The following is a 24,908-nucleotide window of genomic DNA, read 5'->3' as shown; positions in this document are numbered from 1 at the left end:
TAGGGTTAGGAGTCACACAATCACTCCAGGTTGAAATAGTGCTCACCCACCAGCGGCTCGGTGACCAGCGTTCTCCGGTTGCACCAGCTCCAGCCGAAGACTCGCCGATCAAGTCCCATTAGGCTGGCGGCATGAAGAGGGAACGGTGGTTGCCGCGAACGCGTCACTCCGCAACCGCCACGGCGATCATCGTGTCCCTGTGTGCGGTGACCCTGTTTCTCGGTTACCTGAACAAGGCGCGTTGCGCGATCGCGCCGTTCTACGACAACGGTCGCAGCACCGCGTTCGACCTGATCAAGGACACTCGCGTCTGCTATTCCGACATCCAGTTCCTGTGGCTGGGTCGCGACATCGACAATCACGTTTTCCCGTATCTGGACGGTGCCATCAACTCCGATGGAATCCTGACGGGGGGAACCGTCGAATACCCGGTGCTGAGCGGGCTGCTGATGTGGCTGGGCGCGATCCCCGCGCACACCGATGCCGAGTTCCTGCTCTACTCGGCGCTGCTGCTCGCACCCTTCGGTCTCCTGACCGCCTGGATGCTCGGACGGCTGGCGGGCAATGCCGCTCTTCTGTGGTCCGTCGGGCCGCCACTGGTGATGTACGCATTCCACAACTGGGAGCTGCCGGTGGTCGCCTCCGCGGTCGGCGCCGTGTTCGTCATGAACACACGGTGGTCGCTGCGCACCCGCTCCATCATCGCAGCGGTTCTGCTCGGCATCGGGTTCTGCCTCAAGTTGTATCCCGGGGCGTTCGTGCTTCCGCTCGCCGCTTACGTCGCCTACGAGGGAGCTCGCGGCCGAGGCCGCTTCGACATCCGCGGCGGACTGTCAGTCATCGCGGCGGCAACGGCAACCGTGATAGCGATCAATCTTCCGTTCGCCGTGCTCGGTTACGAGGGCTGGCGGGCGTCGTTCGCGTTCCAGACGCTGCGGCAGTCCGACATCACGACCAATTCCATCTGGTACTGGGGCATGCGGCCGCTCTACTTCGTCGACGGTGTGCCCGAGGATGGATCCGAGCAGGCCGAAGCAGCGTTCCAGAACGCCGTCGACGTGCTGTCGCCACTCTTGGTGTTCGCGGCATTCGGGCTCGCGCTGTGGCTCGGCGCCCGGCGCGCCAGGGTCGATAACCTCTACCCGTGGGTCGCGGTGAGCGGATCGATGCTCTGCGGCTTCCTTCTCCTGCACAAAGTGCACTCACCGCAGTACACCCTGTGGCTCGTGCCGTTCTTCGTATTGCTCCGCGTGCCATGGCCCCTCGTCGCCGCCTACCTGGTGGCTGATCTGTCGATGGGCATCGGCATCTTCAAGTACTTCGCCGCGCTCTCCCAGGAAACAGACGAAACCACCGAGGAGTTCTTCGTCGAGGTCGGCGTCTGGGGCCGAGCAGTACTACTGGTCGTGTTCTTCTTTCTGTTCCTCCGAGCGCAGACCAGGTTCGAGCAGGAACCGTCCGCGAGGCTGCCCGTCACCGCCGACGTCCCCGTAGGGTCGGTTCGCCAGTAACGAACCGACCCCGCTGTTCGACAATTGCTCAGAGGGCAGGCAAGCTGAACACACGAGCCGGGGGGCGACGGCATGGCACACAGCGCGGGGGAGCCGATGACGGTCGATGAACCGATTTCAAGACACGGTCGGTTGCGCCGTATAGGACTCGTGGAGGACCACGAATCGGTCGCGGTGGGGCTGGGAGCGATCCTCGCCGACGAGGCCGACTTGGAACTCGTTTCCGTTACCGCAACCGTCGATGAACTGGTCGAACTCGGCGAGAAGCTCGATCTCGTCGTACTCGATCTTCGCCTCGGTGACGGCTCGTCACCCCGCTCGAACGTCGAGAAACTGCACGCCCTCGGCGTCCAGGTGTTGGTCTACACCGGTGCCGAGAACCCATTCCTCGTCCGCTCGGCGGCGCGTGCCGGAGTGCTCGGTGTCGTCCGTAAATCCGAACCGGCTGCGGCCATCGTCGCCGCCATCCGTAGTGCGGCCGCCGGCGACCAGGTGGTGACGACGGATTGGGCGGCGGCGATCGATGGGGACCCACAACTACCCGACGTCGGCCTGAGCCCGCGTCAGCGAGAGGTGCTCGCGTTGTACGCATCTGGCGAGAAGGCCGGACGCGTTGCGCGTCTGGCCGGCCTCTCGGAGCAGACGGTCAACGACTACCTGGTTCGGATCAGGAACAAGTACGCCGAAGCAGGGCGGCCTGCGCCGACCAAGACCGATCTCTACAAGCGAGCGGTCGAGGACGGGTGGCTACCGATGCCGGAAGTGCCGCCACAGACCTGATCGAAATCGTCATCACGCGGTTGCACATGCGGAGGTTGTGGTTTCAATGCCCCTAGTTTTCAGGGCAGACAACCTGGCAGTCAGCTGAGAAAATTCTGCAAGGAACGGTTGCGCCGCGGCGCAACCGTCATCGGGTTCGGGGGAGGAACATCATGTCTGTCGAGTTCAGCACGGGGGAGGAATCAACGGTCGGTCGGATCACGGAGATCCCTCCCGGCCGACCGATGTCCCTCGTTCCGGCAATGCAGTCTCCGCCGATTCGGATTCCACGGGCCGCGGCTTCGGCAGGACCGTTCAAGCCACGGCCGATGCTGACAAAACGTGAGATTCAAGTACTCACCGGATGGATCAGGTGCGATTCCAAGCTTGCCGTCGCGAACTCTCTCTTCATCTCGCTAGGCACCGTGAACACGCACCTGACCCGCATCCGTGCCAAGTACGCCGCTGTCGGCCGGCCGGCATCGACCAAGGCTTCCCTCGTCGCCCGCGCCCTGCAGGACGGGCTGATCGACATCGCGGACCTGTAAGGCGCGTCGACTCACACGTGCGTGGGGGTGGCGCTGTCTTGTGCTTCGACCTTCCGGTTGCGCATCACCGAGCCGATGAACGCTGCGCCGATGAAGAAGACGCCGACGAGTCCGGTGATGATCTCGTTGATGTGTACCCCGATGGACACCATCAAGATGAGCGCGAGCGCGCCGATTGCCCAGTGCGCGCCGTGCTCGAGATACACGTACTCCGACAGCGTGCCCTTGCGGACGAGGAAGACGGTGATGGACCGCACGAACATCGCGCCGATGAAGCCAAGGCCGAGGGCGATGATGATGGGGTCTGCGGTGATCGCGAACGCGCCGATGACGCCGTCGAACGAGAACGATGCGTCGAGCACTTCGAGATAGAGGAACAGAAAGAAGCCGGCCTTGCCGGTCGCCTTGGCCAGGGCTGTCGGTCCGCCGGCGGCGTCTTCTGAGTCGTTCTCGACGTGGAACAGTTCTCCCAGCCCGTTGACTGCGATGTAGGTAACCATCCCCAGGACACCCGCGACCATGACTGTCGAGATCTTGTCGTCCTCAGCGAGGAACTCGGCGGTGAGGACCAAGATGATGCTGGCGACCACGACGGAGAGCTGGTTGAGGCGCCCGATCCGCGCGAGAGGCCTTTCCAGCCAGCTGAGCCAGGTGATCTCGCGGTGCTCGAAGATGAACCCGAGGAACAACATCAACAGGAACATTCCGCCGAAGGCCGCGATCTGCGGGTGCGCGTCGGTCAACAGGGTCTCGTAACTGGGACTGCCATCCGGGAAGGTTGCGGCTCCGTCGGCGGGCGGGTTCAGCGCCAGATCGATGGCTGCCACCGGACCGAGACCCGAGGCTGCCCAGACGATGATGAGGGGGAACAGCAATCGCATGCCGAACACGGCGATGATGATGCCGATCGTCAGGAAGATCCTCTGCCAGAACTCACTCATCCGCCGCAGAACGGTGGCGTTGATGACGGCGTTGTCGAAGGAAAGTGACACCTCGAGGACGCCGAGGATCGTCACCAGAAACAATGCCTGCCATCCGCCGTAGAGAAAGGCGACGATCATCGACACGATCGTGACGCCGATGGACCATCCGAAGATGCGCACAACCACGGTGAGTGGCCTTTCTGTAGCGGGCAGAGGGAGGGAAGACGAGAAAACCCCGCTTCATCATGAACGATGAAGCGGGGCAAACCCCAATCATGGAACTGCCTTTACTAGACGTTTACCCCGAAATCACGGGCAATTCCGGCGAGGCCCGATGCGTAGCCCTGCCCGACCGCACGGAACTTCCACTCGGCGCCATTGCGGTAGAGCTCACCGAACACCATTGCCGTCTCCGTGGACGCGTCCTCGGAGAGGTCGTAGCGCGCGAGCTCGTTGTTGTCCGCCTGGTTCACGACACGGATGAAGGCATTGCGAACCTGACCGAACGACTGCGAACGCGCATCGGCGTCGTAGATCGAAACGGGGAAGGTGATGGTGTCGACATTCGGCGGGACCGCTGAGAGATCGACCTTGATCGCCTCGTCGTCACCCTCACCTTCACCGGTGAGGTTGTCACCGGTGTGCTCGATGGCACCGTCAGGAGTCTTGAGGTTGTTGAAGAAGACGAAGTGCTGATCGCTCAGCGCCTTCTTATCGGCGCCCAGAGCGATTGCGCTGGCGTCGAGATCGAAGTCCGTGCCGGTCGTCGAACGCACATCCCAACCGAGACCGACCGTAACGGCGGTCATGTTCGGAGCTGCCTTGGTGAGTGAAACGTTGCCGCCCTTGCTGAGGCTGACGCCCATGAGAAGTCCTTTCGCAATGAGTTCCTGTCCGGAATTCACCGTAGTGGTCTCGTGTCCGCTAGGTCACTGTTCGTCCTGCTTCTCTACGCCAACGCGCATCCGACCCGGAGAAGTTCCCGTCAGTAGTATCGACAAGGTGACAACCCGCCGACCTGGACTCTTTCGCCGACTCGGTGGGTCCGCTCCCGGAGCACCCGGAGCCGGAGACAGTTCCGCGCAGGGCACGGCGGTCGCAGCGTTTCTGGACATGGACAAACGGCAGTCCATCGCATCGTCCGGTGTCGACGCCGTACGCAGCCTCGAAACCGAGCACGAGCTTTCGTCGCGGCGCGAGATGCTGGATCGCTGGGCGGCCACTGAGAAGACATGTTTCGATGCCGGTGCCACGTACCTGGCCGCAGTGGATCAGTTCGACGGCATGACCAACACCGCCGCCCAGACCGCATTCGAGAATGCCGCCCACGGTTTGGGTGTCGCAGCACAAGCCGTCGACCGTTTCTATGCGGCGCACCGCAGCTCTCTCGAAGAGGCCCGGGCGGCGCTCGCCGCAACTCCCCGCATTGCCCGGGATGCGAAGGCGCAGGCGGAACAGGCGCAGCTCGAGCTCGCCTCGGCGGATCCGTCGTTCGTCGACTATCCCTCGATTCGTTCGGCGTTCCTCTCCGTCGATACCGCCGTTGCCGCCGTCGATGCGTCTCTGGCGTCCAACGATGCTCGGGGTGCGCGCGCCGCCGCCGCGGACGTTCGAGAAGCCGCCGCGGCGTTGAAGGCAGCGCTCGCCGCGGCACCCGCGCGGGCACGGGAGGCGCAGTCCGCTCTGGCCTCGGTGCGGACCCGAGTCGAAGCGGTCCGCACCCGGTTCGACCGACTTGCACCGGCGTTTTCCACCCTTCTCCGCGAGTTCAACGTGGCAAGCTCCGCCGACCTCTCCGACAACGAGCGTGCCAGCGCACGCCACATCGAGCAGGCCGAGGAGGACTTGGCGGCGGCGCGGGCTGCTGCCAGCGCTGGCAACCCCGAGCAGGCTCTGGAATACGTTGCGCAGGCACGCGCGCATCTGAGCGATGCCGAAGAACTCGTCGACGCCGTCACCGACCGTGTCGATTTGCTGCGCAAGGTGAAGGCTGATCCGGTTGCAAGAGAACAGTCGGTGCGTTTCCGGTTACGAGATGCCCAACAACTCGCCGTCAATCGCGGCCTGGTTGCCGAATGGGGATCTGTGTTGGATGCTCAGCTGGCTCGTATCGACCGCGCCAGCGCCGCCCTGACGGGCACGCACCCCGACTATTGGTCGTACCTGCAAGACCTGGACAGCATCTCGGCCTTCATCACCGGGGTGGTCGACCGGATGCGCGCTTCGGCTCGCTGATCTCTTTCCCACGGACACAAAGGATTTCGTTGCAACACTTTCGACATCTCGACGCCGCGGTGCTGGACCGGTTGTTCCTCCACCCGCCGCGGCGGATCGACACCTCCGGCGACATCACGACGCTCGCCACTGCGCTCGGCGCCACCCTCTACATGCCGGCCACTCGAAGTGACCTCCTCGAAGCACTCGTGCGGCGCAGCGGCGAGGGTGTCTGCTCCCTCGTCATCGATCTCGAGGATGCCGTCGCCGATCACAACCTGGAAAGCGCGATCACCAACACCGTCGAGACGCTCGAGAAACTGAACCCCTCGGACGTGTTCGGATCATTGGTCTTCGTGCGTACACGCACCCCGGAGCAGATCCGACGGATCAGCGATGCGCTCATCCCCCGCGATGGTTCGACCACCCCCTCGGCACTGACCGGTTTCGTCATCCCGAAGTTCACGGCCGCGACCGGGCGAGCATTCCTCGACGAGATCTCCGGAGCGTCCGTGGCCCACGGCCGGAGATTGCTGGCGATGCCTGTCCTCGAATCCGCAGAAGTCGTCTTCCGCGAAACCCGCGACGCCGAGCTCGTGGCCATCCGCCAGCTCCTGCACGAGCACCGCGACCGAGTGCTCGCGGTCCGGATCGGCGCGACCGACATGTGCGGAATGTTCGGCATTCGCCGTGACCGTGACTTGACCATCTACGACGTGCGCGTCGTCGCGGATGTCATCAGCGCCATCGTCAACCATCTCGGACGCAGCAACGACGCAGGATTCATCATCACCGGGCCGGTCTGGGAATACTTCGCCGACCACGAACGCATGTTCCGCCCCCTGCTGCGCCAGACGCCGTTCGCCGAGCAAGAGGCCGTTCGCTTCCGGCAACAACTGGTGAGCCACGATCTCGACGCTCTGCTGCGGGAGGTCACCCTCGACCGCGCCAACGGCATTGCGGGCAAGACCGTCATCCACCCATCGCACGTGGCCCCGGTGCACGCACTCTCGGCCGTGACGCACGAGGAGTATCTCGATGCCCTGGACATACTCGACTCCGACGCCGGTGGCGTGCGAGCTTCGGGATTCGGCAACAAGATGAACGAACTGGGCCCACACCGGAACTGGGCGAAACAGACAATTGTGCGGGCAGAGGCATTCGGCGTGACGAACGAGGGCATCACCTTCGTAGACCTGCTCACCGAACTGGCCGGCCGATGATCGATATCGGTTCATCGATCACGCTCACACCGACGGGTTCGTCGTCGACCTTCTCGCTCGATCAGCTGGTGCGGCCCGGTCTACGCCGAAATCCGCGACGCGCCCACCTGTTGGTGTCGGAAGTACTCGGCAAGCACATTCCCGTCGATCCCGTCCTCGTGGCCGACGCAGCAGGCCGGCTCGCCGACCTGGTACTGACGGCTGTGGGCGGTTCCGACGTCGACGTGCTCGGGTTCGCCGAGACAGCGACGGGATTGGGCCACGGTGTCGCCGCTCACCTCGGTGCTCACTGCTACCTGCACTCGACACGGCGTGAGGTCCCCGGCACGGTTGTGTACGCCGAGTTCCAGGAGGGACACTCGCACGCCACCGATCACCGACTCCTGCCCACATCCACCGATGTCATGACGGCAGCACTCCCACTCGTACTGGTCGACGACGAAATATCGACCGGCCGAACTGCTTTGGAGGCCCTGAGGTCACTGCACGCGCGTACCCCACGGGCTCGCTACGTGATCGCGTCACTGGTCGACATGCGCACCTCGGAGCATCAGGCGCAGACGCAGTCGGTGGCGCAGGAACTCGGCGTCGTCATCGACAGCGTGAGCCTCGCGCAGGGCAGCGTCGAGCTTGCATCTGACCTAGTCGAGACGGTCATCGCGCTGCCCGAGCCCAGGTACAACCCGATCGGGGCGGAGCCCGGCTCGATATCACGGGTCGATGTACCCTGGCCCGCAACCGTTCCCGACGGTGGCCGGCACGGCTTCCTCGCCTCCGACACCGTGGCCTTCGAGGCAGCAGTCGCTGACGCGGCAGCCGTCGTCGGTGCCTCGATCGATCCCGCACGTGCGGTCGTCGTCCTCGGGCACGAAGAGCTGATGTATCTGCCCCAGCGTCTGGCCGCTGCGCTGCAAGAGAACGGGCATCCGGCCCTCTACCAAACCACCACGCGTTCACCGGCGTATGTTCTGGACGAGCCCGGGTATCCGCTGCGGCGCGGCTTCCGCTTCCGCGCACCGGAGGCCGACGACACGGAGTTTCGGTACCTCTACAACGCAGCCGGTCCCGAGAACGCACTGATCGTCCTCGTCGTGGACGAACCCGCCGCGACCGATCGACTCGTCGCCGACGGTGGTGCGGCACACACGATTGCGGCATCCGGGTCGGATGTTCTCATCGTGGTCGTGAGCGGGGCCGACCCCCGAGCATTGGCGACGTCGCGGCGTGCACAACCACTCACCGGCCCTGAGTTCGGTTCGTATGCTCCGCACGAGGTGACGTGGCTTCTGAAGGATCTGTCCGCAGTTGCGCTCGAAGCCGAGGTGGAAGAACGCGAGAAGAACATTCAGGCCGGTACCGCCCACTACGCCGAGTCCCTTCCCGTCGAGTACCAACCGGACGCGGCCTACCGCGAGTTGTTCGAGAAAGTTCTGCAAGAGAGCGCATCTCGACTGGCCCTCGCGGTCGGGACCGTCACCGAGATCGTGCTCGCCGAGCGAGGGCACGACATCGTCCTGGCATCGCTGGCCCGCGCGGGAACACCCGTGGGAATTCTCATGCGGCGCTGGGCTCACCGCATGCACGGCCTCGAACTGCCGCACTACGCCGTCTCCATCGTCCGCGATCGCGGCATCGACACCGTCGCCATCAGATACATTGCCGAACATCATGATTCGCGTTCGGTGGTCTTCGTCGACGGATGGACCGGCAAGGGCGCGATCGCCCGAGAACTGTCCGAGGCGCTGGCCGCGTTCGACGATGCCCAGTTCAACGACGATATAGCTGTGCTCGCCGATCCTGGGCACTGCGCGCGCACGTACGGCACCCGCGACGACTTCCTGATCGCGTCGGCCTGCCTCAACTCCACCGTGTCCGGTTTGGTGTCTCGGACTGTACTCAACCGCAACCTGATCCACGACGGTGAGTTCCACGGCGCAAAGTTCTACGCCGAGCTGGCGCCTGTCGACGTGTCCAATCACCTCCTCGACACCGTGTCCGCACGCTTCGACGACGTACGCACTGCGGCCTCGGACTCCGCAGCCGAGATACTCCGATCCGATCGGACGCCGAGCTGGAGCGGCTGGGCATCGGTGGAGAAGGTGCGGCAGGAGTTCGGGATCTCCGGGGTGAACTTCGTCAAACCCGGTGTCGGGGAAACGACCCGAGTGCTGCTGCGGCGGGTGCCCTGGCGGGTGCTGGTGCGCGACGCCGATGCGCCCGAGCACCAACACATTCGGATGTTGGCGGCCGCTCGGGGCGTGCCGGTCGTCGAAGTTCCGGACCTCGCGTATTCCTGCATGGGCTTGATCAGGAACGTGACATGACCGGTGCCCTCGTGTCGGTCGATCTCGACCGCACGATGATCTACTCGCGCAACGCCCTCGGTGCCGCGTTCGAGGATGCGGTCACCTGTGTCGAGATCTATCAGGATGCGCCGCTGTCGTTCATGAGCATCGACGCGGCCGAATCGCTGCGGTCGTTGGCCGCGGCGGCCCTGGTGGTGCCGACCACCACCCGCACCATCGAACAGTTTCAGAGAATCGCTCTGCCGGGAGCCCCGTGGCGGTACGCGATCACCAGCAACGGCGGGAACATCCTGGTCGACGGCGTGCCCGACGGTAGCTGGCGGGCCGGCTTCACCGGTATCGAACTGCATCGGATACAACGCGAGCTGAGCACCCGCGCGGACGGTGACTGGGTGCTCAAGCGTCGCACCGCCGACGATCTGTTCTGCTACCTCGTGGTCGAGCCCACCGAGGTCCCCGCCGGCTTCCTCACCGAGTGGAGCTGTTGGTGCGCAGCGCGGGGATGGAACGTCTCGCAGCAGGGCCGCAAGATCTACACGATGCCCGATGTCGTCAGCAAGAGCCGGGCCGTGGCCGAGGTACGGGCTCGCGCCATCGAGGACGGCATGCTCGATGCCGGTGTGCGCACGTTCGCCGCCGGTGACGGAGCTCTCGACGCCGATATGCTCATCGCCGCGGACCGGGCCATTCGGCCGCGGCACGGCGAGCTCGAGAGCAAGAATTTTCGATTCCCGGGTCTCGAGGTCACTGCCGCATCCGGCGGACAGGCGGCAGAGGAGATTCTGCGGTGGTTGCAGGCGCAGGTCGGAAATCGAGTGGAACCGTAGCCACTGCCGGTGCGTCAAACAAGAGAAAGGGTCGACTCGCACACAGGGGGTAGTGGAATGGGCAGCAGGCTGCATGCAGATGTTGCGGATGCTGGGTGTCCATCGTGAGTCCGGAGCCCCTCGAGGCAATCGACGTGCCCGGTGAGATCGAGCGCACATTTCACTCGCTGGAGATGACACGAGGCATCCCGACTGCTCCCATGTACTTGATGTCGCAGATGGCCGTAAATGGTCTCGCCGAACGAATCGGCTATGAAGCGCAATACAGTTCGAAGTCGATTACCGACGACCCCTTCGATGCCATGTCACACGAGGAAATCTGGGACAAGGCATCGAGCTTGAAAGCGGACACAATCGACGTGACGGCCCACAACTGGCGCAACCTCGGTTACAACGCCGCTACTGATGCAGCGGAATTCGCGAGTGCGCTATCGGGCACGATAGGCGTCGACTGGCAGGGGATCGCGGCGGACGCAGCGGGGCAGGGCGTACTGCGATACTCGCATTCCGCGGTCGAGCTGGTTCTCGCGTCGGAAAACCTTGCCGCCAAGGTCATGCAATCTCACGACGCCGTTGTCAACACAGCACGGCTACTGGGTCCGCCGGTGCCGTACGGCATCGGCGAGAAGCTGCTCGACGCAAACTCCTGGGTCACACGCACCTTGAGCTTTGGGCTGATCAAGAGCAATCAGCACATGCACGAGGAGGCGGAGGAGGCCGCGCGGATGGTGATGAAGACGCACTACGCGCCGGTGATCCGTCAGGCCGCGATAGAGGTGCCGGTACTCCCTCCGGCAGTGAGCCCCTTCAGCGGCGCGGAGGCCTTCTCCTCGCCGAGTGGATACAGCGGCGGCGCCTCGCAGGGCGCTTCCGCCGGACCCTACGGCGCACCGACATCCGCGGGCGGGGCGTACTCCCAAGCGCAATCGTCAGACGCACGGGGGGCCGAGGGGCTGTCGGCGATGGCGCAGAACCCCACGGCCTCCCCGGAGAACACCTCGACGCAGGCAGCCGGATGGGCGCCCGAAACGGCCTCGCCCGGTCAGACCGGTACCTCACCGGCGTCGGCCGGCGGCCCGAACGGTGCCGGCGGTTCGGCTGCCGGCAATCCCGGCGCCGGTTCGGTTGTGGGGGGCGCCGGTTCGCCCGCGCGATCCGCCACTGGCAGAAGCGGATCCGGATTCGGTGGAGGCGGGGGTGGCTTGGGGAGCGGCAGTGGTAGCGGCGGGCTGGGTGGCAGATCCGGGTCGATGCCCGGCACGCCCGGCTACGCAGGCGGTGGTTCGGGCGCCGGAAGCGGTGCCGGGAGCCCCGGCGCAGGTGGAATCGGCCGCTCCGGTAGCCCCGGCATGGCAGGGATGGGCATGGCCCCGGCAGCTGGACGCGGTGGTCCCGGAGGCGATGACGATGTACACGCGACGCCGGGGTACCTGATCGACGCAGTCAACGGCGACGAACTCATCGGAACACTTCCGCTGGTTGCCCCACCGGTGCTCGGCGAGTGAACGGGCGCTCGTGGACGCTCGGCGGCCTCGAATTTCGCATGCTGATGGAACATGCAGGCCGCGACCGACTCCCGTTCCCCATTCAGTTTCAGCCCACCGCAGACTCGGCCGCGGACTACCATCGCCAGCGCCACGAGGCGGCCGAATCGGTCGCTCGGATGATGGACGACGACCTGCGCCTCGCCATACACACCCTCGTCACCCCGAATGTTCGAGTGGAAGTCGTCGGTCATCGATCATCGTCACCCATCTCCACCGAGAAGATTCGCGGACATGCAGCCCGCGGACACGAGATCGCCGTCGTGGCAACCCAGCAACCCGCGGACACCGACCGATCCGGGGGTGCGGTGACACTCAGCCTGCTGGAGCCGTTTCGAGCCGTTGCGGCGGTGCTGAAGGTGCTCCCACCCGCCGACGGGGGGACTGCTCCGCGCATGGACGTCGACTATGCCGGCGCGTCCGTAGAAACACAGTCTCCGTTGGTTCGGCGGGCGGGCCGCAGAACCGACGAGGACCGCTACGAGGCACTCTTCAGCCGTGCGCCGACTTGCGCGGGTGAGATCCTGGTCTGCACCGGATCGGCCACCGACAACAGACTCGAGGAGTCCACCACCGGCGTCAACTGGGTGGACTTCGCCGACGACGGTCGATACCTGATCCGACACGGCGCCAAGCTGTGCGTGCTGCCGGCGTCGACACCCCAGCTGGTGACCGAGATCGCCGGGTTGGTCGGGGAGGCCCTTGCTGCGGTGTGACCCACCGTTGACACCGTATCGAATTTCGATAACATATCGATGATCGTTAATAACGACAATCGATATGGAGTGGCCATGAACCTCGGGCTCGGATCGGTGCGCGGAAACGCCTGGGCGTCCGCTCTACTGGCAGCGATGATCGCCGGCTGGGGCGTCGTGCAGGCGGTGACGTTTCATCGCTCGAACACCGTGGATGTCGTGCTCGAGGCGAGAGATACGCTGCCACCGATTCCACTGTTCGGTGGCCGCTTCTCCGACGGCAACATCGTCGAACTGACCGTCGACAGACAGGATCTCGGGCACCTACAAGGGTTCGTCACCTTCTGCGGGTACGCCGTCTCCGTCACCACGACGCTTGTGCTTCTGTTCGGCCTGTTCTTCCTGTACCGGTTCTGTGTCGACGTCATCGAGGAAAGGCCGTTCTCCCAGCGCGCGAACGTGAATCTCGTCATGGTCAGCGTCGCCGTCATCGCCTTCGCTGTCCTGCCCATGGTCTTCGATCGGCTCGGTACCAATTCGGTCATCGGAGCTCTCGACCTGGACGCCTTCGACGCGCACGGTTCGACGGCAGGCGTATGGGTCGCCCTCGGCATCGCGGTCTTCCTTCAGCTCGTGTTCGCCACACTCAAGCAGGGCGCACGGCTCGAGCAAGACAGTGACGGACTCGTGTGATGGCCGATGCCGTCGAGCACCTCGTGACGTGCAATCTCGGTGAACTTCTCGAAGACCGCGGCATGACCCTTGCCGAACTCTCGCGTCTGGCCGGAGTCAGCGTGGTCAACCTGTCCGTCCTCAAGAACGATCGCGCGAAGGCCATCCGGTTCAGCACCCTCACCGCGGTGTGCAGCGCCCTCGAGTGCACACCCGGCGAGCTTCTCACCATGCGAACGCCCCGCCGCACAAGCTGACGGTCGAGCTGACGAACCCAGTACATTGGTGGGCGGCACGAAGTCGGTTCCGCCCACGATACGAAGGACGTACATGTCTGCCCAACAATTGGTGAAGGGTCAGAACGGTCCGATCACCGCAACCGACGTGGTCGTCTCGGTGCAGCTCACAGCCCCGGCCGACCTGTCCGCTCTCCTGGTCGGGGCCGACGGCAAGGTTCGCTCCGATGCCGATTTCGTCTTCTTCAACCAGCCCACCGGCCCTGGCGTTCGACTCGTTCCCGGTCGAGCCGGTCAACCCGCACAGCTGGCGATCTCGCTGACGCAGATTCCGGCCGACATCGAGCAGATTCGCGCCGTCATCACCCTGGAGGACGCGTCGAGCAGCTTCGGACGCTCCGCGCCACCGACCGCGTATGTCTCCGATGCGCAGGGCAACTCGCTCTTCCAGTACTCCGTCGACGGCCTGACCGCCGAATCGATCGTCATCGCTGTCGAAATCTACCGGCGCTCCGGCGCCTGGAAAGTACGAGCCGTCGGGCAGGGTTACGCGGGTGGTTTCGCGGCACTCGTCACCGATCACGGAGTGTCCGTCGACGACGCCCCCGCCGCACAGCCGGCCTCCGCACCCGTACCACCCGCACCCGCGCCACCCGCTCCTGCACCGTCCGCACCTGCCGGCCCGCCGGAAGTGAGCCTGACGAAGGCTCGTCCAGTCAGCCTCACGAAGGGGCAGAAGGTCACCCTCCGCAAGGACGGTGGCGTCGCGCTGACCGTCATCCGCATGGGACTCGGTTGGGATCCGGTACCTGCACCGAAAAAGACGGGCTTCTTCGGCGGCGGCGGAAGCAAGAGCGGAAACATCGACCTCGACGCATCGGCCATCATGCTGGCCGGCAAGAACGTCGTCGACGTCGTCTACTACGGGCAGCTCAAGGCCAAAGACGGTTCCATCCTGCACGAGGGTGACAACCTCACCGGTGAAGGCGAAGGTGACGACGAGGTCGTGGGCGTCGACCTGACGCGGGTGTCGCCGCAGGTTACCTCGATCGTGTTCACGGTGACCTCCTATCGGGGACAGACTTTCGAGCAGATCGACAATGCGTTCTGCCGACTCGTCGACGACACCAACAACACCGAGCTCGCACGATTCACCCTGCAGGGCGGGATGCCGTTCACCGGCCTCGTCATGGCCAAGGTGTACCGCGAGGGTGCGAACTGGAAACTTCAAGCCATCGGCGAGGGCATCAACGCCAAGCACGCGGGCGAAGCGGTTCCGCAGCTCGGACGCTTCGTTCAGGCCTGACTCAGGCGCTATCCGAGACCGTCTTGCGCCGCACTGGTTTCGCACCTCTGCGGACGTCCGGCGCCCGATCGAGAACACCGCCGATCGGATCGTCGACACCTCCGCCGCGAACCAGATCCTCGCTCGGACGGTAGATCTGGCGCACCACCAGCGCGCACAGACCAATGACCGCGATGTCACGAACGACGACGGCCGCGGTGAACCACTGTTCGGGGACACCCTTGTTCCCAACACCGAGGTAGTAGTACATACGCGGAAACCACACGAGGGCATCGACCGCCATCCACGCCAACAGGATTCTCCGGTGCGGTAGCGCGAGCACAGCGAGCGGAACCAGCCACAGTGAATACTGCGGGCTCCATACCTTGTTGGTCAGCAGAAAGCCGGCCACGACAAGGAAGGCCAGCTGCGCGAGCCTCGGTCGGGTCGGCGCATTGAGGGCGATGTAGGCGATTGCGGCACAGACGAGCCCGAACAGCACGAACGTGACCGCATTGAGCACGATCGGAGTGTCACCCGCGTACTGCACACCGTCGAACCCGGCCCACCCCGTGAAGGAGGCCACCACGTTGTAGATCGAATCGGGATCGGCACCGCGAGTGGAGTTGAGCCGCATGAACTCGTACCACCCGCTCGGAAAGAGGATGGCTATCGGAAGGTTCACGGCGAGCCAGGCCGCCACCGCGGCACACGCGGTGACACCCCACTCGCGCATCTTCCCGGCACGCCAGCACAGCACCAGTAGCGGCCCCAGCAACAGCAGCGGATACAGCTTGGCGGCGCCACCGAGTCCCAGCAGAACGCCGGCGAGAACCGGTTTCTTCCGACCCCACGCGAGCAGACCGCCGGCGGCGAATGCGGTCGCCAAAGCGTCGAAGTTGGTGAAGGCATGCACCACAACCAAGGGCGAGGCAGCGACGAGTGCGGCGTCGAAGATACGGCGCCCAGCCGAGAGCGCCGTAGCCCACACCGTCACCAACCATGCGATGGCCAACCCGAGTGCGACGACGTTGAAGTAGACGGCCACGTCGAGCGCCTGCGGCAACCACGACACCGATGTCCACGATCTCGCGACCACCATCGATCCGTACTGGTACAGCCCGGACAGCACCGGATACTCCATATACCGGATCTGCGAGGTGCCGTCCGCCGCGGTTTCCTCCCAGGACTTCTTGTACGGGAACGCGCCCTCGTCGAGTCGCTCCGCGCCGAACAGGGGAACGGTGTCGGAATAGCACATCGCGACGTACTGGCGGCTTCCGCTCCAGTCCAATCCGAGGGCACCGTCGGGCCCGTTCGGTGCCTGTTGGATACAGCCCGCTTTCGCGAACCACCCGAAGCACAGGAACACCACCGCGAGCAGCAACAGCACGCGCAGGGGGGTCATGAAGCGCTGCCGCCCGATCAACGCGTGTTTTCCTGCGGGTCCACCGATGACCGAGGCCAGCTCCGCCACCATCGGATCGGTGTTCGCGGGCCTGTCGCGCGTGGCGTCGGACGACAGATCCGGGGCCGGAGTGGCCGGGCTCGCGATGCGGCGGCCGACCGGTTGGGCGGATCTGTCGTTCACCCGGTCAGGCTACCCGGCCGGATCCGATCCCTGCGCGGGTTCCCCGGGCACCGCTGGCTCTTCCGGGGTCGCAGGCGCAGGTGCGAGGCCCGGCAGCGGAATCGTCACCCCGGGCAGAATCTCCACCTGTCGAGGAGTGATGACCACGGGCGGGGAGATCTCGGTGGGTATGGGCAGCGTGATCGGCGGCTGCTCCGTCGGCGTCTCCTGCGGCGTCGTGGCAGGAGGGGCTGGAGCCGAATACTGCGGTACCCCAGCCTGTCCGGCAATGGGCTCCGGCGTCGGGAACGACTCGTTGGTGGTGCCTTCCAACGCCCCGTCCATCGTGTCCTTCCAGATGTCGGAAGGAAGTCCGGAACCGTAGATCGGTCCGCCCCAGCTGTTCTCGAGCGGTAAGCCCTGCTCGGTGCCGACCCATACCGCCGTCGACAGCGAGGGTGTGTACCCGACCATCCAGGCGTCCTTGTTGTCCCCGGTGTCGCCCAGCTGTGCGGTACCGGTCTTCGCGGCGGATTGCCGTCCACCTGCGAGATTGTGGCCGTTGGAGTATCCGGCGATGGGACGCATGGCGGAGGTGGCATTGTCCGCGACAGCGGCCGAGACCACCTGCTCGCCCGGTTCGGTGCCTCGATCGAGCAGCACCGTGCCGTCGGCGGTGACGACGCGTTGCACGAAGTGCGGTGCGTGATACACACCGGAGGCCGCGAGCGTCGCGTATGCCGAGGCCATGTCGATGACCCGGGACTGGTACTGCCCGAGCACGATTCCGTTGTTCGGTCCGGTCCCGTTCGGCTCGGTCAGCGTAGGACCGACACCCGGAAGCTCCTCGGCCACACCGAGTCGGTGCGCCATGTCCGCGATGGCCTGCGGGCCGTCGTCCATCGACAGCTGCATGCGGTAGAAGCTCGTGTTCAGCGAACGCTTGAGCGCCTCGGCGATGGTGCAGGTTCCGCAGGACGCGCCCTCGACGTTGCCGATCTCGATACCGTCGACGGTCAGCGGCGAGCTGTCGTACATCTTCGACAGTGGAATGCCCTGATCGAGTGCGGCGGCAAGCCCGAACACCTTGAACGACGAGCCGGTCTGTAGACCCGACTGGGCGAAGTCGAAGCCCGCGCCGTCCGCGCCGCCGTAATACGACCGGACGGCACCGGTACGGGGATCGATCGACACCGACGCCGTACGGAGCTCTGGCGACTCGCCCTCCATGTTCGAGTTCACCGCCTCGATCGCAGCCGCCTGGGCCGCCGGATCGATCGTGGTGGTGATCTGCAGGCCTTCGGTGTTGAGGTCCTGCTCACTGACGCCCTCGGCGGACAGCTCACGCAACACCTGTGTCTTGATCAAACCGTTGGGTCCGCTGTCTGCACTACCGACGGCCGCGGATGCGCTCGGCACCCACTGCGGGAATGTCATCGCCGCGCGCTGACCTTGCTCGAGATTGCCCTGCGAGACCATGCCGTCGAGCACGTAGTTCCAGCGCGACTCTGCGCCTTCGAGGTTGAACTCCGGATCCAGATTCGATGGCATCTGGATGACCGAGGCCAGTACTGCGCCCTCTTCGATGGACAGCGCTTCGACGGGCTTGCCGAAGTATGCCGTCGACGCTGCCGCGATGCCGTAGGCGCCGCGTCCGAAGTAGATGGTGTTGAGGTATGCGGCAAGGATGTCGTCCTTGGACCACTGACGCGCCATCTTCGAGGAGAGGACCAACTCGCGCATCTTTCGCGTCAGCGTCCGCTCGGAGCCGACGAGCGCGTTCTTCACGTACTGCTGCGTGATGGTCGATCCGCCACCTGCGCTGTCGCGGCCGAGCACATTGTCCCTCGCCGCGCGCGCGAAACCGGTGATCGAGAAACCCGGGTTCGAGTAGAAGTCGCGGTCCTCCGCGGAAAGCACCGCATTGCGAACGTGCAGCGGGATCTGGTCGATGTTCACATCGGTTCGGTTGCCCTCGGGTGGGACGACCCTGGCGATCTCACTGGTTCCGTCGGCGGCATAGATCTTCGCCACCTGATTGGTCTTGATGTCACCGGGACGCGGCACGTCCTCGACGACGTACGCGACCATGAACGCGAGAAGCGGGACGACCATGCCCAGCGCGAACAGTGCCAGCACGGTCCTCCGGACTGTGCGCCATCTGGACTTCTTCTTCGTTTTCGCGGCGGTACCTCTCTCGGGCGGTTCGGGCGGTTCACTGCCCGACGATCGTGGGGAATTCTCGTTCGGCGGACCCACAGGTGGGCGCGTCGGTGGGCCGGTCGGTGGACGGCCGGCTCCGCCCGCGCCCGCGTGCGGCGGACGACCCGGCAGAGGTGTCGGAGGAGGTCCGAGCGGGCGACCCTGCGCGTCGCGCGGCATCTGCGGAGGGATCGGGCGGCCCTGGGCATCTCGTCGAATGGGCGGCGGTGGGCCTGGCCGGGCACCCGGCGGTGGGCCTGGCCGGGCACCCGGCGGTGGGCCGAGCGGTCGGCCTTGCGCGTCGCGTCGCATGCCGGGAGGGGGGCCGACGGGTCGACGTCCCGGAGGCGGGCCCGGTGGGCGCCTCGACGGGTCGCGGTCGCCGGGATTGCCGCCCGGCTCGTGGTTGCCACCAGGGTTGGCGTTGTCGTATGGGGAACTCACGTACAGGTCTCCAGTGTTTGCGGCAGGCAAGTGCTCGTGCCGACCGGGTCGCTCAGCGAAGCGATTGTGTCACTCACTCGCTGTTCGACGGTTCGGTTGGCGTGAACTCGACCGCGACCGGCGCGGTTGCTTCGGGGCCGGTACGGCACCCAAGACGTAGGACTGAACGAGGTGATTCCAACTGCAGGAACGACACACCTCGACCACGTGTACCGAAAATTCTTCCTGCGTGGCCGCCAGGCGGACCAGCTCGTCGGCGGTGCGAGCGGAACCGGCGAGCGGGCCGAGCTTCTCGCCGAACACCCACGAGACGAGGGTGAGCTGTTCTTTTCTGCAGATCGGACAGACGACATCGCTGCCGCGGCCATGGAACTTGGCAGCCCGAAGTAGGTACGGGTCGGCGTCGCACACGGCAGTGACGCCCGTCCTACCCGAGTACACCTCGGCAAGCAGCGACCGTCGCTGAAGGGCGTAGTCCACCACCTGTCGCTGAAGTCGCACGTTGACCAGAGTACGTGCGGCCGACGACACGCGGGGTGGGCACCGTCGTCGAACCGCTCTCGCATTGCGGAAAGCTATGTCAGAACATATATCGGCGCGATACATTGTGGGTATATGCTCGGATATCGCATCAGTTGTGCGGGTCGTCCACCGGGGAAAGGAGTACGCATGCTCGAGCTAGCAATCCTCGGTCTGCTTCTCGAATCTCCGATGCACGGGTACGAGCTCCGAAAGCGCCTGACCGGTCTGCTCGGAGCGTTCAGAGCGTTCTCCTACGGTTCGTTGTATCCAGCCCTGCGTCGCCTACAGGCGGACGGGCTGATTGCCGAGGACGCCGGTCCGGACACGCTCGTCAAGCGTCGAGCCAGGCGCGTGTACGAGCTCACTCCGGAAGGCAGGAAACGCTTCGCCGAACTCGTAGCGGATACCGGACCGCAGAACTACACAGACGATGGATTCGGCGTCCATCTCGCCTTCTTCAGTCGCACCCCGGCAGAAGCCAGGATGCGCATCCTCGAAGGCAGGCGGCGTCAGGTCGAGGAGCGCCGGGAAGGGCTCCGCGAGGCAGTAGCCAAGGCCAACGGGACCCTCGACCGCTACACCCGTCAGTTGCACCAGCTCGGCCTCGAATCGAGCGAACGCGAAGTTCGCTGGCTCAACGAAGTCATCGCGGCAGAGCAGGCGGGCCCGTCCGCCATCCCCAACCCGACACGTATTTCGAAGACAGAAGGAGAACCCGACCATGGGTGAGAACAGCAGAGGCGCCAACAGCAACGCCATCCGGGTGGCCATTGTGGGTGTAGGCAACTGCGCCTCCTCCCTGGTCCAGGGCGTCGAGTACTACAAGGACGCGGACGAGAACGTCACCGTCCCCGGTCTCATGCACGTCAAGTTCGGCAAGTACCACGTCCGCGACGTCGAGTTCGTCGCCGCGTTCGACGTGGATGCCAAGAAGGTCGGCTTCGACCTGTCCGACGCGATCTTCGCCAGCGAGAACAACACCATCAAGATCGCTGACGTGCCGCCGAAGGACGTGCAGGTTCTGCGCGGACCGACCCTCGACGGACTCGGAAAGTACTACCGCGAGACCATCACCGAGGCCGACGGCGAATCGGTCGACGTCGCACAGGCACTGCGTGACGCCAAGGTCGACGTCCTGGTGTCCTACCTGCCCGTCGGCTCCGAAGAGGCCGACAAGTTCTACGCGCAGGCCTCCATCGATGCAGGTGTCGCATTCGTCAACGCGCTGCCCGTGTTCATCGCCAGCGACCCCGTCTGGGCCAAGAAGTTCACCGACGCAGGCGTTCCCATCGTCGGCGACGACATCAAGAGCCAGGTCGGCGCGACCATCACGCACCGCGTCATGGCCAAGCTGTTCGAGGACCGCGGCGTGCAGCTCGACCGCACCATGCAGCTCAACGTCGGCGGCAACATGGACTTCCTCAACATGCTCGAGCGCACCCGCCTCGAGTCGAAGAAGATCTCCAAGACCCAGGCCGTGACCTCGAACCTGCAGCGCGAGTTCAACACCAAGGACGTCCACATCGGACCGTCCGATCACGTCGGCTGGCTCGACGACCGCAAGTGGGCCTACGTTCGCCTCGAAGGCCGCGCCTTCGGTGACGTGCCCCTGAGCCTCGAGTACAAGCTCGAGGTTTGGGACTCACCCAACTCGGCCGGCGTCATCATCGACGCGGTTCGTGCCGCGAAGATCGCCCTCGACCGCGGTATCGGTGGACCGGTCATCCCTGCCTCGGCATACCTGATGAAGAGCCCGCCGAAGCAGCTCGCCGACGATGTTGCCCGGACCCAGCTCGAAGCGTTCATCATCGACGCCTAGGCGACTCCGTCGCATGTGAGCGAAAATACGTGTCCTGTCCTGTATTTCCGCTCACATAGGTTGTTCCCAGTGGCACGGCCGAGTTTCCTTCGGGACGCTCGACCGTGCCACTCGCGTGTGTGGACCCGTGCTGTGTGGAACGGTGCTGTGTCGACCCGTGCGCTATCGTGTGCCAGTGGCCGTCGATCCCACCTCGAACCATCCGTGCCTGAGTCGTGTTCGAGCGATGGCACTCGCCTATCCGGACGCGACCGAGAAGATCTCCCACGGCAGGCCCACTTTCCGCACCGCCAATGTCTTCGTCTACTTCGGCGGTAGCGTCAAAGGGGGTGACGACTTCGACCTGTCGATCGTCGTCAAGTGTGAGAGCGCCGAGGAGCAACGTGCCTGCGAGTCCGAGCCGCGCTACTTCCACCCCGCCTACCTCGGACCCGCCGGGTGGGTCGGGTTCGACCTCTCCGATACCGAAAACTCGAAAGCTGGAGAAGACATCTGGGCCGAGGCCGCCGAACTGATCGACTGCAGCTACCGAGTCACCGCTCCCAAGCGTGCCGTCGCCAGGCTGGACGCGGGTGAAGGCCCGACGCTGTGAGCCCTGACGATGTGAGCGTGCGCCAGTGCACACAGGTCGATCGCCTCGAGCACATTCGGCCCTGTGGACTCGACTTGTGTGCACTGACGCACGGAGCCTCGCCAGCTAGATACTCCTGCGCGCTAGATGTCGAGTACTACCCGCTCGCCCTGCGTGCGTTCGGTGCACACGAGCATCCCGTCGGTGCCACCGAGAACAGGCACGCGACATGTGCCACAGAAGCCCTGCCTGCACGAGTAGGCCACATCGGGCCGGACTGTTCGAATTGCATCGAGTGCCGAACGGTCCGCCGGCACAGTCACCGTCTCGCCCGTTCGGGCTAGCTCGACTTCGAATTGCACACCGTCGACGATGGGCGGCGCCGAGAACCGTTCGAAGTGAAACTCGGTTCCGCGGGCAACGCCTCGATCGAGCGTGCCGATCATCGGCATCGGCCCGCACGCGTAGATCGCCGATGTACTCCGAGCTCCCTCCAACAGCGCTGCCGCCGAGGGGGTGCCGTCGACGTCGTCGGTCCGGATCGTCACATTGTCACCGAACTCGCGCAGCTCGCCGAGAAACGGTAGCGAATCTCTGCTGCGCCCGGTGTAGACCATCGTCCACTCGACGCCGAGACGATGCGCGAGGCGCACCATCGGCAGGATGGGTGTGATGCCGATGCCGCCCGCGACGAAGTGCAGGTGGTCTGCGGTTGACCCGTGCCCCGGAACCGCGAAGGCAAAGGCGTTGCGCGGACCACGAATGGTCAACCGCGTGCCGAGCACCACCTCGTCATGCATCTCCACAGACCCGATACCGTCCGGAATACGCCGCACCGCAATGCGATAGCGCCGACTGTCTGCGGGATCCCCGCACAGCGAGTACTGACGCAACAGTCTCGACGGTGTCTCTACATCGATGTGCGCGCCAGCTCGCCACAGCGGGAGCTCACCACCGTCGGGGGCGGCCAACGCGAAGCCCATGACGTTCTCGTCGTGGGCTTCGACGACGCGGTCGACGACGACCACCGGAAAGCTGCGGTCGACGCTTTCGCCGGCGACCTCCTTTCGGTGCCGGTACCGCAGGGGGTGCATGTGGGCGTTCATCAGTCGTTCGAGAACCCGAAGCAGCGGATCGCGTTCGCGACGCCCGTACAGATCAGGAGGCACCTCGTCGGGGACGGGGAAAGCGATATTCATTGCAGCGGCGTCCTTGCCGCGGGCGAACCGGCGAGGTAGGCAACTGCTTGCGCGGTACTCCCTTCGCCGTCGGGTGTGTAGTTCGGTTTCAGATACCGTGCAACGCCTTTGGTCATCTGCGCCAACGACGGGAGCGAGCCTCTTCGCATGGCACGAAGCCACTGGAACCACAGCACGATGTAACCGCGGTCCTTCAAGCTCGGGTCGTGCCGCACGATGTACCGGGTCCCGCGCAGCATCAACACGAGGAAGCTGACGAACGCGAAGAGCATGGACAGATTACGACGGACATAGCCGACGCCGAAGTACATCGCGACATCGTGTGCGACGTTGCGGTGCTCGACTTCCTCGGCGCCGTGCCAGCGGTAGAGGTCGATCATGTTCGCATCGCCGCCGAACTCGTCCCAGCGTGAGTTGAGCGCGTAGTCGCCGAGAAATGCCGTCATGTGCTCGATGGCGCCGATCAGGGCGATGCGGTCGACGAGTTGATGCTTCTGCGCCCGGACCGACAGGCCCGGACGAGGTCCGAGAACCTTCCGCATCAGGTACTCGGCGTGCGCCGTGAAGGGCCGGGGATCGATGCCGTGTGCATCGAGGTACTCGTACAGGACGTCATTGTGGGTCTCGGCATGCATCGATTCCTGGCCGATGAAACCGAGCACATCCTCGCGGAGTTTCGCGTCGGCGATCAGCGGGAGCGCCTCGGTGTACGTCGCACAGAACCACCGCTCGCCCTCCGGGAGCAGGAGATTCAGCGCGCTCACGGTGTGCGAGGCGATTGGTTCGCTCGGCATCCAGTGCAGCGGCGTCTGTGTCCAATCGAAGCGCACGTTGCGGGGCTGCAGGGAAACCTCGCCGGGATCATGCTCGTACATGGTCGATCCTTTCGATGAACTGCGTGGTCGCAGCGGCGACGAGCGCAGGCTTTCGCATCGGCAGCCAGTGTCCGGATCGCACGTCGGTGCGACTGACGGATGACGCCCACCTGTCGATATCGGCAAACGAGGCCGGTCTGATGGCCGGGTCGCGGGTGGTGACGAGAAGCTGTATCGGGACGCGGGTGTAGCGCTCGGCGGGCCGAAACACCCGCTGCAGCACGTTGGCTCGATAGATGCGCAGACCGCGGGTCATGTCCCGTCGTAAGGTGTCGGCCAGGTGGGCTTCCGACCGCGGAATCCGCTCGACAATCCGCAGCGAAAGCAGCCAGATCCAGCGACGACCGAAGATACGAAAGAACACCCGCGGCAGGATCCCCGCCATGAAGAACAGCGTGTAGGCACCCGAGGCGAGCTGGGTAGCAAGCGGCCACAGGCGTTTCGGCGTGAGCGCGGCGTTGCGCATCCACATGCCCATGTGATCGAGACTGGGTCCGGAGATCGAGGTGAACGATGCGATCCGCTCATGGGCACCGGGTTCGCAGACCGCCTCCCACACCTGAACCGAGCCCCAGTCGTGCCCGAGCACGTGCACCGGATTCGGTCCCGCCACGGCGTCGGCAACCGCCATGAAGTCGTCGGCAAGTTGCTCGAGCCGCATCTCGGCGACCGTTCCCTGGTCGGTGGAGGCACCGTGACCGCGCGTGTCGTACGCGACCACCCGAAAGCGGTCGGCAAGGAGCGGAACCACCGGATCCCAGAGACGGTGGGTGTCGGGCCATCCATGCACGAGCACGAGCGTGGGCGCGTCCGGGCCGGTGGGGTCCGGCTGGCCGTGGTCGTAGACCGCCAGCTCGGCGCCGTCGACGCGCACGGTGAACCGCGTGGCCGTGGCGGCTGTTCCTTCGATGGTCATCATCACTCCAGTCGTTGTTACCGACGGTACGCATAGCGTTACCGTCG

General features: G+C 64.9%; 23 protein-coding genes. 15 read left to right on the top strand and 8 right to left on the bottom strand.

Going from position 1 to position 24,908, the window contains the following annotated elements:
- Positions 1–131: 131 nt before the first annotated feature.
- From KVY23_RS07380 to KVY23_RS07370, 3 genes are all read left to right on the top strand, one after another.
- A complete protein-coding gene (locus KVY23_RS07380) occupies positions 132–1,511 on the top strand; it encodes a glycosyltransferase family 87 protein (RefSeq protein WP_230555894.1) in 1,380 nt (459 codons plus the stop codon).
- A 96-nt stretch (positions 1,512–1,607) separates the two neighbouring features.
- A complete protein-coding gene (locus tag KVY23_RS07375) occupies positions 1,608–2,291 on the top strand; it encodes a response regulator (protein ID WP_230555914.1) in 684 nt (227 codons plus the stop codon).
- A gap of 152 nt (positions 2,292–2,443) precedes the next feature.
- Entirely contained in the window at positions 2,444–2,818 is a 375-nt protein-coding gene (locus KVY23_RS07370) for a LuxR C-terminal-related transcriptional regulator (protein WP_206508754.1), read from the top strand.
- Positions 2,819–2,829: 11 nt separating this feature from the next.
- Here the strand turns inward: KVY23_RS07370 and KVY23_RS07365 are convergent, their stop codons facing one another.
- The gene (locus KVY23_RS07365) at positions 2,830–3,927 is read right to left on the bottom strand and encodes a DUF475 domain-containing protein (protein ID WP_230555893.1); all 1,098 of its coding nucleotides are present in this window, start codon (positions 3,925–3,927) and stop codon (positions 2,830–2,832) included.
- 104 nt (positions 3,928–4,031) lie between these two features.
- On the bottom strand, positions 4,032–4,607 hold the full coding sequence (locus KVY23_RS07360; RefSeq protein ID WP_230555892.1) for a TerD family protein: 576 nt from the start codon (positions 4,605–4,607) through the stop codon (positions 4,032–4,034).
- A gap of 247 nt (positions 4,608–4,854) precedes the next feature.
- Here KVY23_RS07360 and KVY23_RS07355 point away from each other — a divergent pair, with 247 nt between their 5' ends.
- From KVY23_RS07355 to KVY23_RS07315, 9 genes are all read left to right on the top strand, one after another.
- A complete protein-coding gene (locus KVY23_RS07355) occupies positions 4,855–5,976 on the top strand; it encodes a hypothetical protein (protein ID WP_230555913.1) in 1,122 nt (373 codons plus the stop codon).
- A 29-nt stretch (positions 5,977–6,005) separates the two neighbouring features.
- The gene (locus KVY23_RS07350) at positions 6,006–7,178 is read left to right on the top strand and encodes an HpcH/HpaI aldolase/citrate lyase family protein (RefSeq protein WP_206508756.1); all 1,173 of its coding nucleotides are present in this window, start codon (positions 6,006–6,008) and stop codon (positions 7,176–7,178) included.
- A complete protein-coding gene (locus KVY23_RS07345; RefSeq protein ID WP_230555891.1) occupies positions 7,175–9,502 on the top strand; it encodes a phosphoribosyltransferase in 2,328 nt (775 codons plus the stop codon). The genes KVY23_RS07350 and KVY23_RS07345 overlap by 4 nt, the downstream gene beginning before the upstream one ends.
- Positions 9,499–10,311: an HAD family hydrolase gene (locus tag KVY23_RS07340; protein WP_206508758.1), complete on the top strand. Its 813-nt coding sequence runs from the start codon at positions 9,499–9,501 to the stop codon at positions 10,309–10,311. The genes KVY23_RS07345 and KVY23_RS07340 overlap by 4 nt, the downstream gene beginning before the upstream one ends.
- A 104-nt stretch (positions 10,312–10,415) precedes the next feature.
- A complete protein-coding gene (locus KVY23_RS07335) occupies positions 10,416–11,816 on the top strand; it encodes a hypothetical protein (RefSeq protein WP_230555915.1) in 1,401 nt (466 codons plus the stop codon).
- Positions 11,813–12,571, top strand: a complete 759-nt coding sequence (locus tag KVY23_RS07330; RefSeq protein ID WP_230555890.1) for an ESX secretion-associated protein EspG — start codon at positions 11,813–11,815, stop codon at positions 12,569–12,571. Before KVY23_RS07335 ends, KVY23_RS07330 begins: the two co-directional genes overlap by 4 nt.
- A 75-nt stretch (positions 12,572–12,646) precedes the next feature.
- On the top strand, positions 12,647–13,243 hold the full coding sequence (locus tag KVY23_RS07325) for a hypothetical protein (protein ID WP_206508761.1): 597 nt from the start codon (positions 12,647–12,649) through the stop codon (positions 13,241–13,243).
- On the top strand, positions 13,243–13,479 hold the full coding sequence (locus KVY23_RS07320) for a helix-turn-helix transcriptional regulator (RefSeq protein WP_206508762.1): 237 nt from the start codon (positions 13,243–13,245) through the stop codon (positions 13,477–13,479). Before KVY23_RS07325 ends, KVY23_RS07320 begins: the two co-directional genes overlap by 1 nt.
- Before the next feature lie 73 nt (positions 13,480–13,552).
- A complete protein-coding gene (locus tag KVY23_RS07315; RefSeq protein ID WP_230555889.1) occupies positions 13,553–14,764 on the top strand; it encodes a TerD family protein in 1,212 nt (403 codons plus the stop codon).
- Between the two features lies 1 nt (position 14,765).
- On the opposite strand, the gene KVY23_RS07310 is transcribed toward KVY23_RS07315, so the two are convergent.
- From KVY23_RS07310 to KVY23_RS07300, 3 genes are all read right to left on the bottom strand, one after another.
- Positions 14,766–16,223 (bottom strand): glycosyltransferase family 87 protein, encoded by a 1,458-nt coding sequence (locus KVY23_RS07310; RefSeq protein ID WP_230555912.1) that lies wholly within the window; start codon positions 16,221–16,223, stop codon positions 14,766–14,768.
- Positions 16,224–16,343: 120 nt separating this feature from the next.
- On the bottom strand, positions 16,344–18,827 hold the full coding sequence (locus KVY23_RS07305) for a transglycosylase domain-containing protein (protein WP_230555911.1): 2,484 nt from the start codon (positions 18,825–18,827) through the stop codon (positions 16,344–16,346).
- A gap of 201 nt (positions 18,828–19,028) precedes the next feature.
- Positions 19,029–19,460 (bottom strand): DUF5318 domain-containing protein, encoded by a 432-nt coding sequence (locus KVY23_RS07300; protein ID WP_187346750.1) that lies wholly within the window; start codon positions 19,458–19,460, stop codon positions 19,029–19,031.
- Positions 19,461–19,628: 168 nt separating this feature from the next.
- Between KVY23_RS07300 and KVY23_RS07295 the strand changes: the two genes are divergently transcribed.
- The 3 genes from KVY23_RS07295 (at position 19,629) to KVY23_RS07285 (ending at position 21,892) form a co-directional block, all read left to right on the top strand.
- Positions 19,629–20,210 carry a PadR family transcriptional regulator gene (locus KVY23_RS07295; RefSeq protein ID WP_230555888.1) on the top strand — a complete coding sequence of 194 codons (582 nt, stop codon included), beginning with the start codon at positions 19,629–19,631 and terminating at the stop codon, positions 20,208–20,210.
- Complete coding sequence (locus tag KVY23_RS07290; RefSeq protein ID WP_206508769.1) at positions 20,203–21,300, top strand: inositol-3-phosphate synthase; 1,098 nt, start codon at positions 20,203–20,205, stop codon at positions 21,298–21,300. Before KVY23_RS07295 ends, KVY23_RS07290 begins: the two co-directional genes overlap by 8 nt.
- Before the next feature lie 175 nt (positions 21,301–21,475).
- Positions 21,476–21,892, top strand: coding sequence for an MmcQ/YjbR family DNA-binding protein (locus KVY23_RS07285; RefSeq protein ID WP_308070522.1), 417 nt, complete (start codon positions 21,476–21,478; stop codon positions 21,890–21,892).
- Between the two features lie 122 nt (positions 21,893–22,014).
- Here KVY23_RS07285 and KVY23_RS07280 read toward each other — a convergent pair whose 3' ends face one another.
- From KVY23_RS07280 to KVY23_RS07270, 3 genes are read right to left on the bottom strand one after another with little or no spacing between them, the layout of a single operon-like run.
- A complete protein-coding gene (locus KVY23_RS07280; protein WP_230555887.1) occupies positions 22,015–23,070 on the bottom strand; it encodes a PDR/VanB family oxidoreductase in 1,056 nt (351 codons plus the stop codon).
- Complete coding sequence (locus KVY23_RS07275; protein ID WP_230555886.1) at positions 23,067–23,945, bottom strand: metal-dependent hydrolase; 879 nt, start codon at positions 23,943–23,945, stop codon at positions 23,067–23,069. The genes KVY23_RS07280 and KVY23_RS07275 overlap by 4 nt, the downstream gene beginning before the upstream one ends.
- Positions 23,932–24,861, bottom strand: coding sequence for an alpha/beta fold hydrolase (locus KVY23_RS07270; protein ID WP_230555885.1), 930 nt, complete (start codon positions 24,859–24,861; stop codon positions 23,932–23,934). The genes KVY23_RS07275 and KVY23_RS07270 overlap by 14 nt, the downstream gene beginning before the upstream one ends.
- Positions 24,862–24,908: the final 47 nt, after the last annotated feature.

The organism is Rhodococcus sp. I2R, assembly GCF_020889545.1.
GTDB lineage: Bacteria > Actinomycetota > Actinomycetes > Mycobacteriales > Mycobacteriaceae > Rhodococcoides.
The sequence above is the reverse complement of the archived record's forward strand: the minus strand, read 5'-3'. Positions and strand labels throughout refer to the sequence as shown.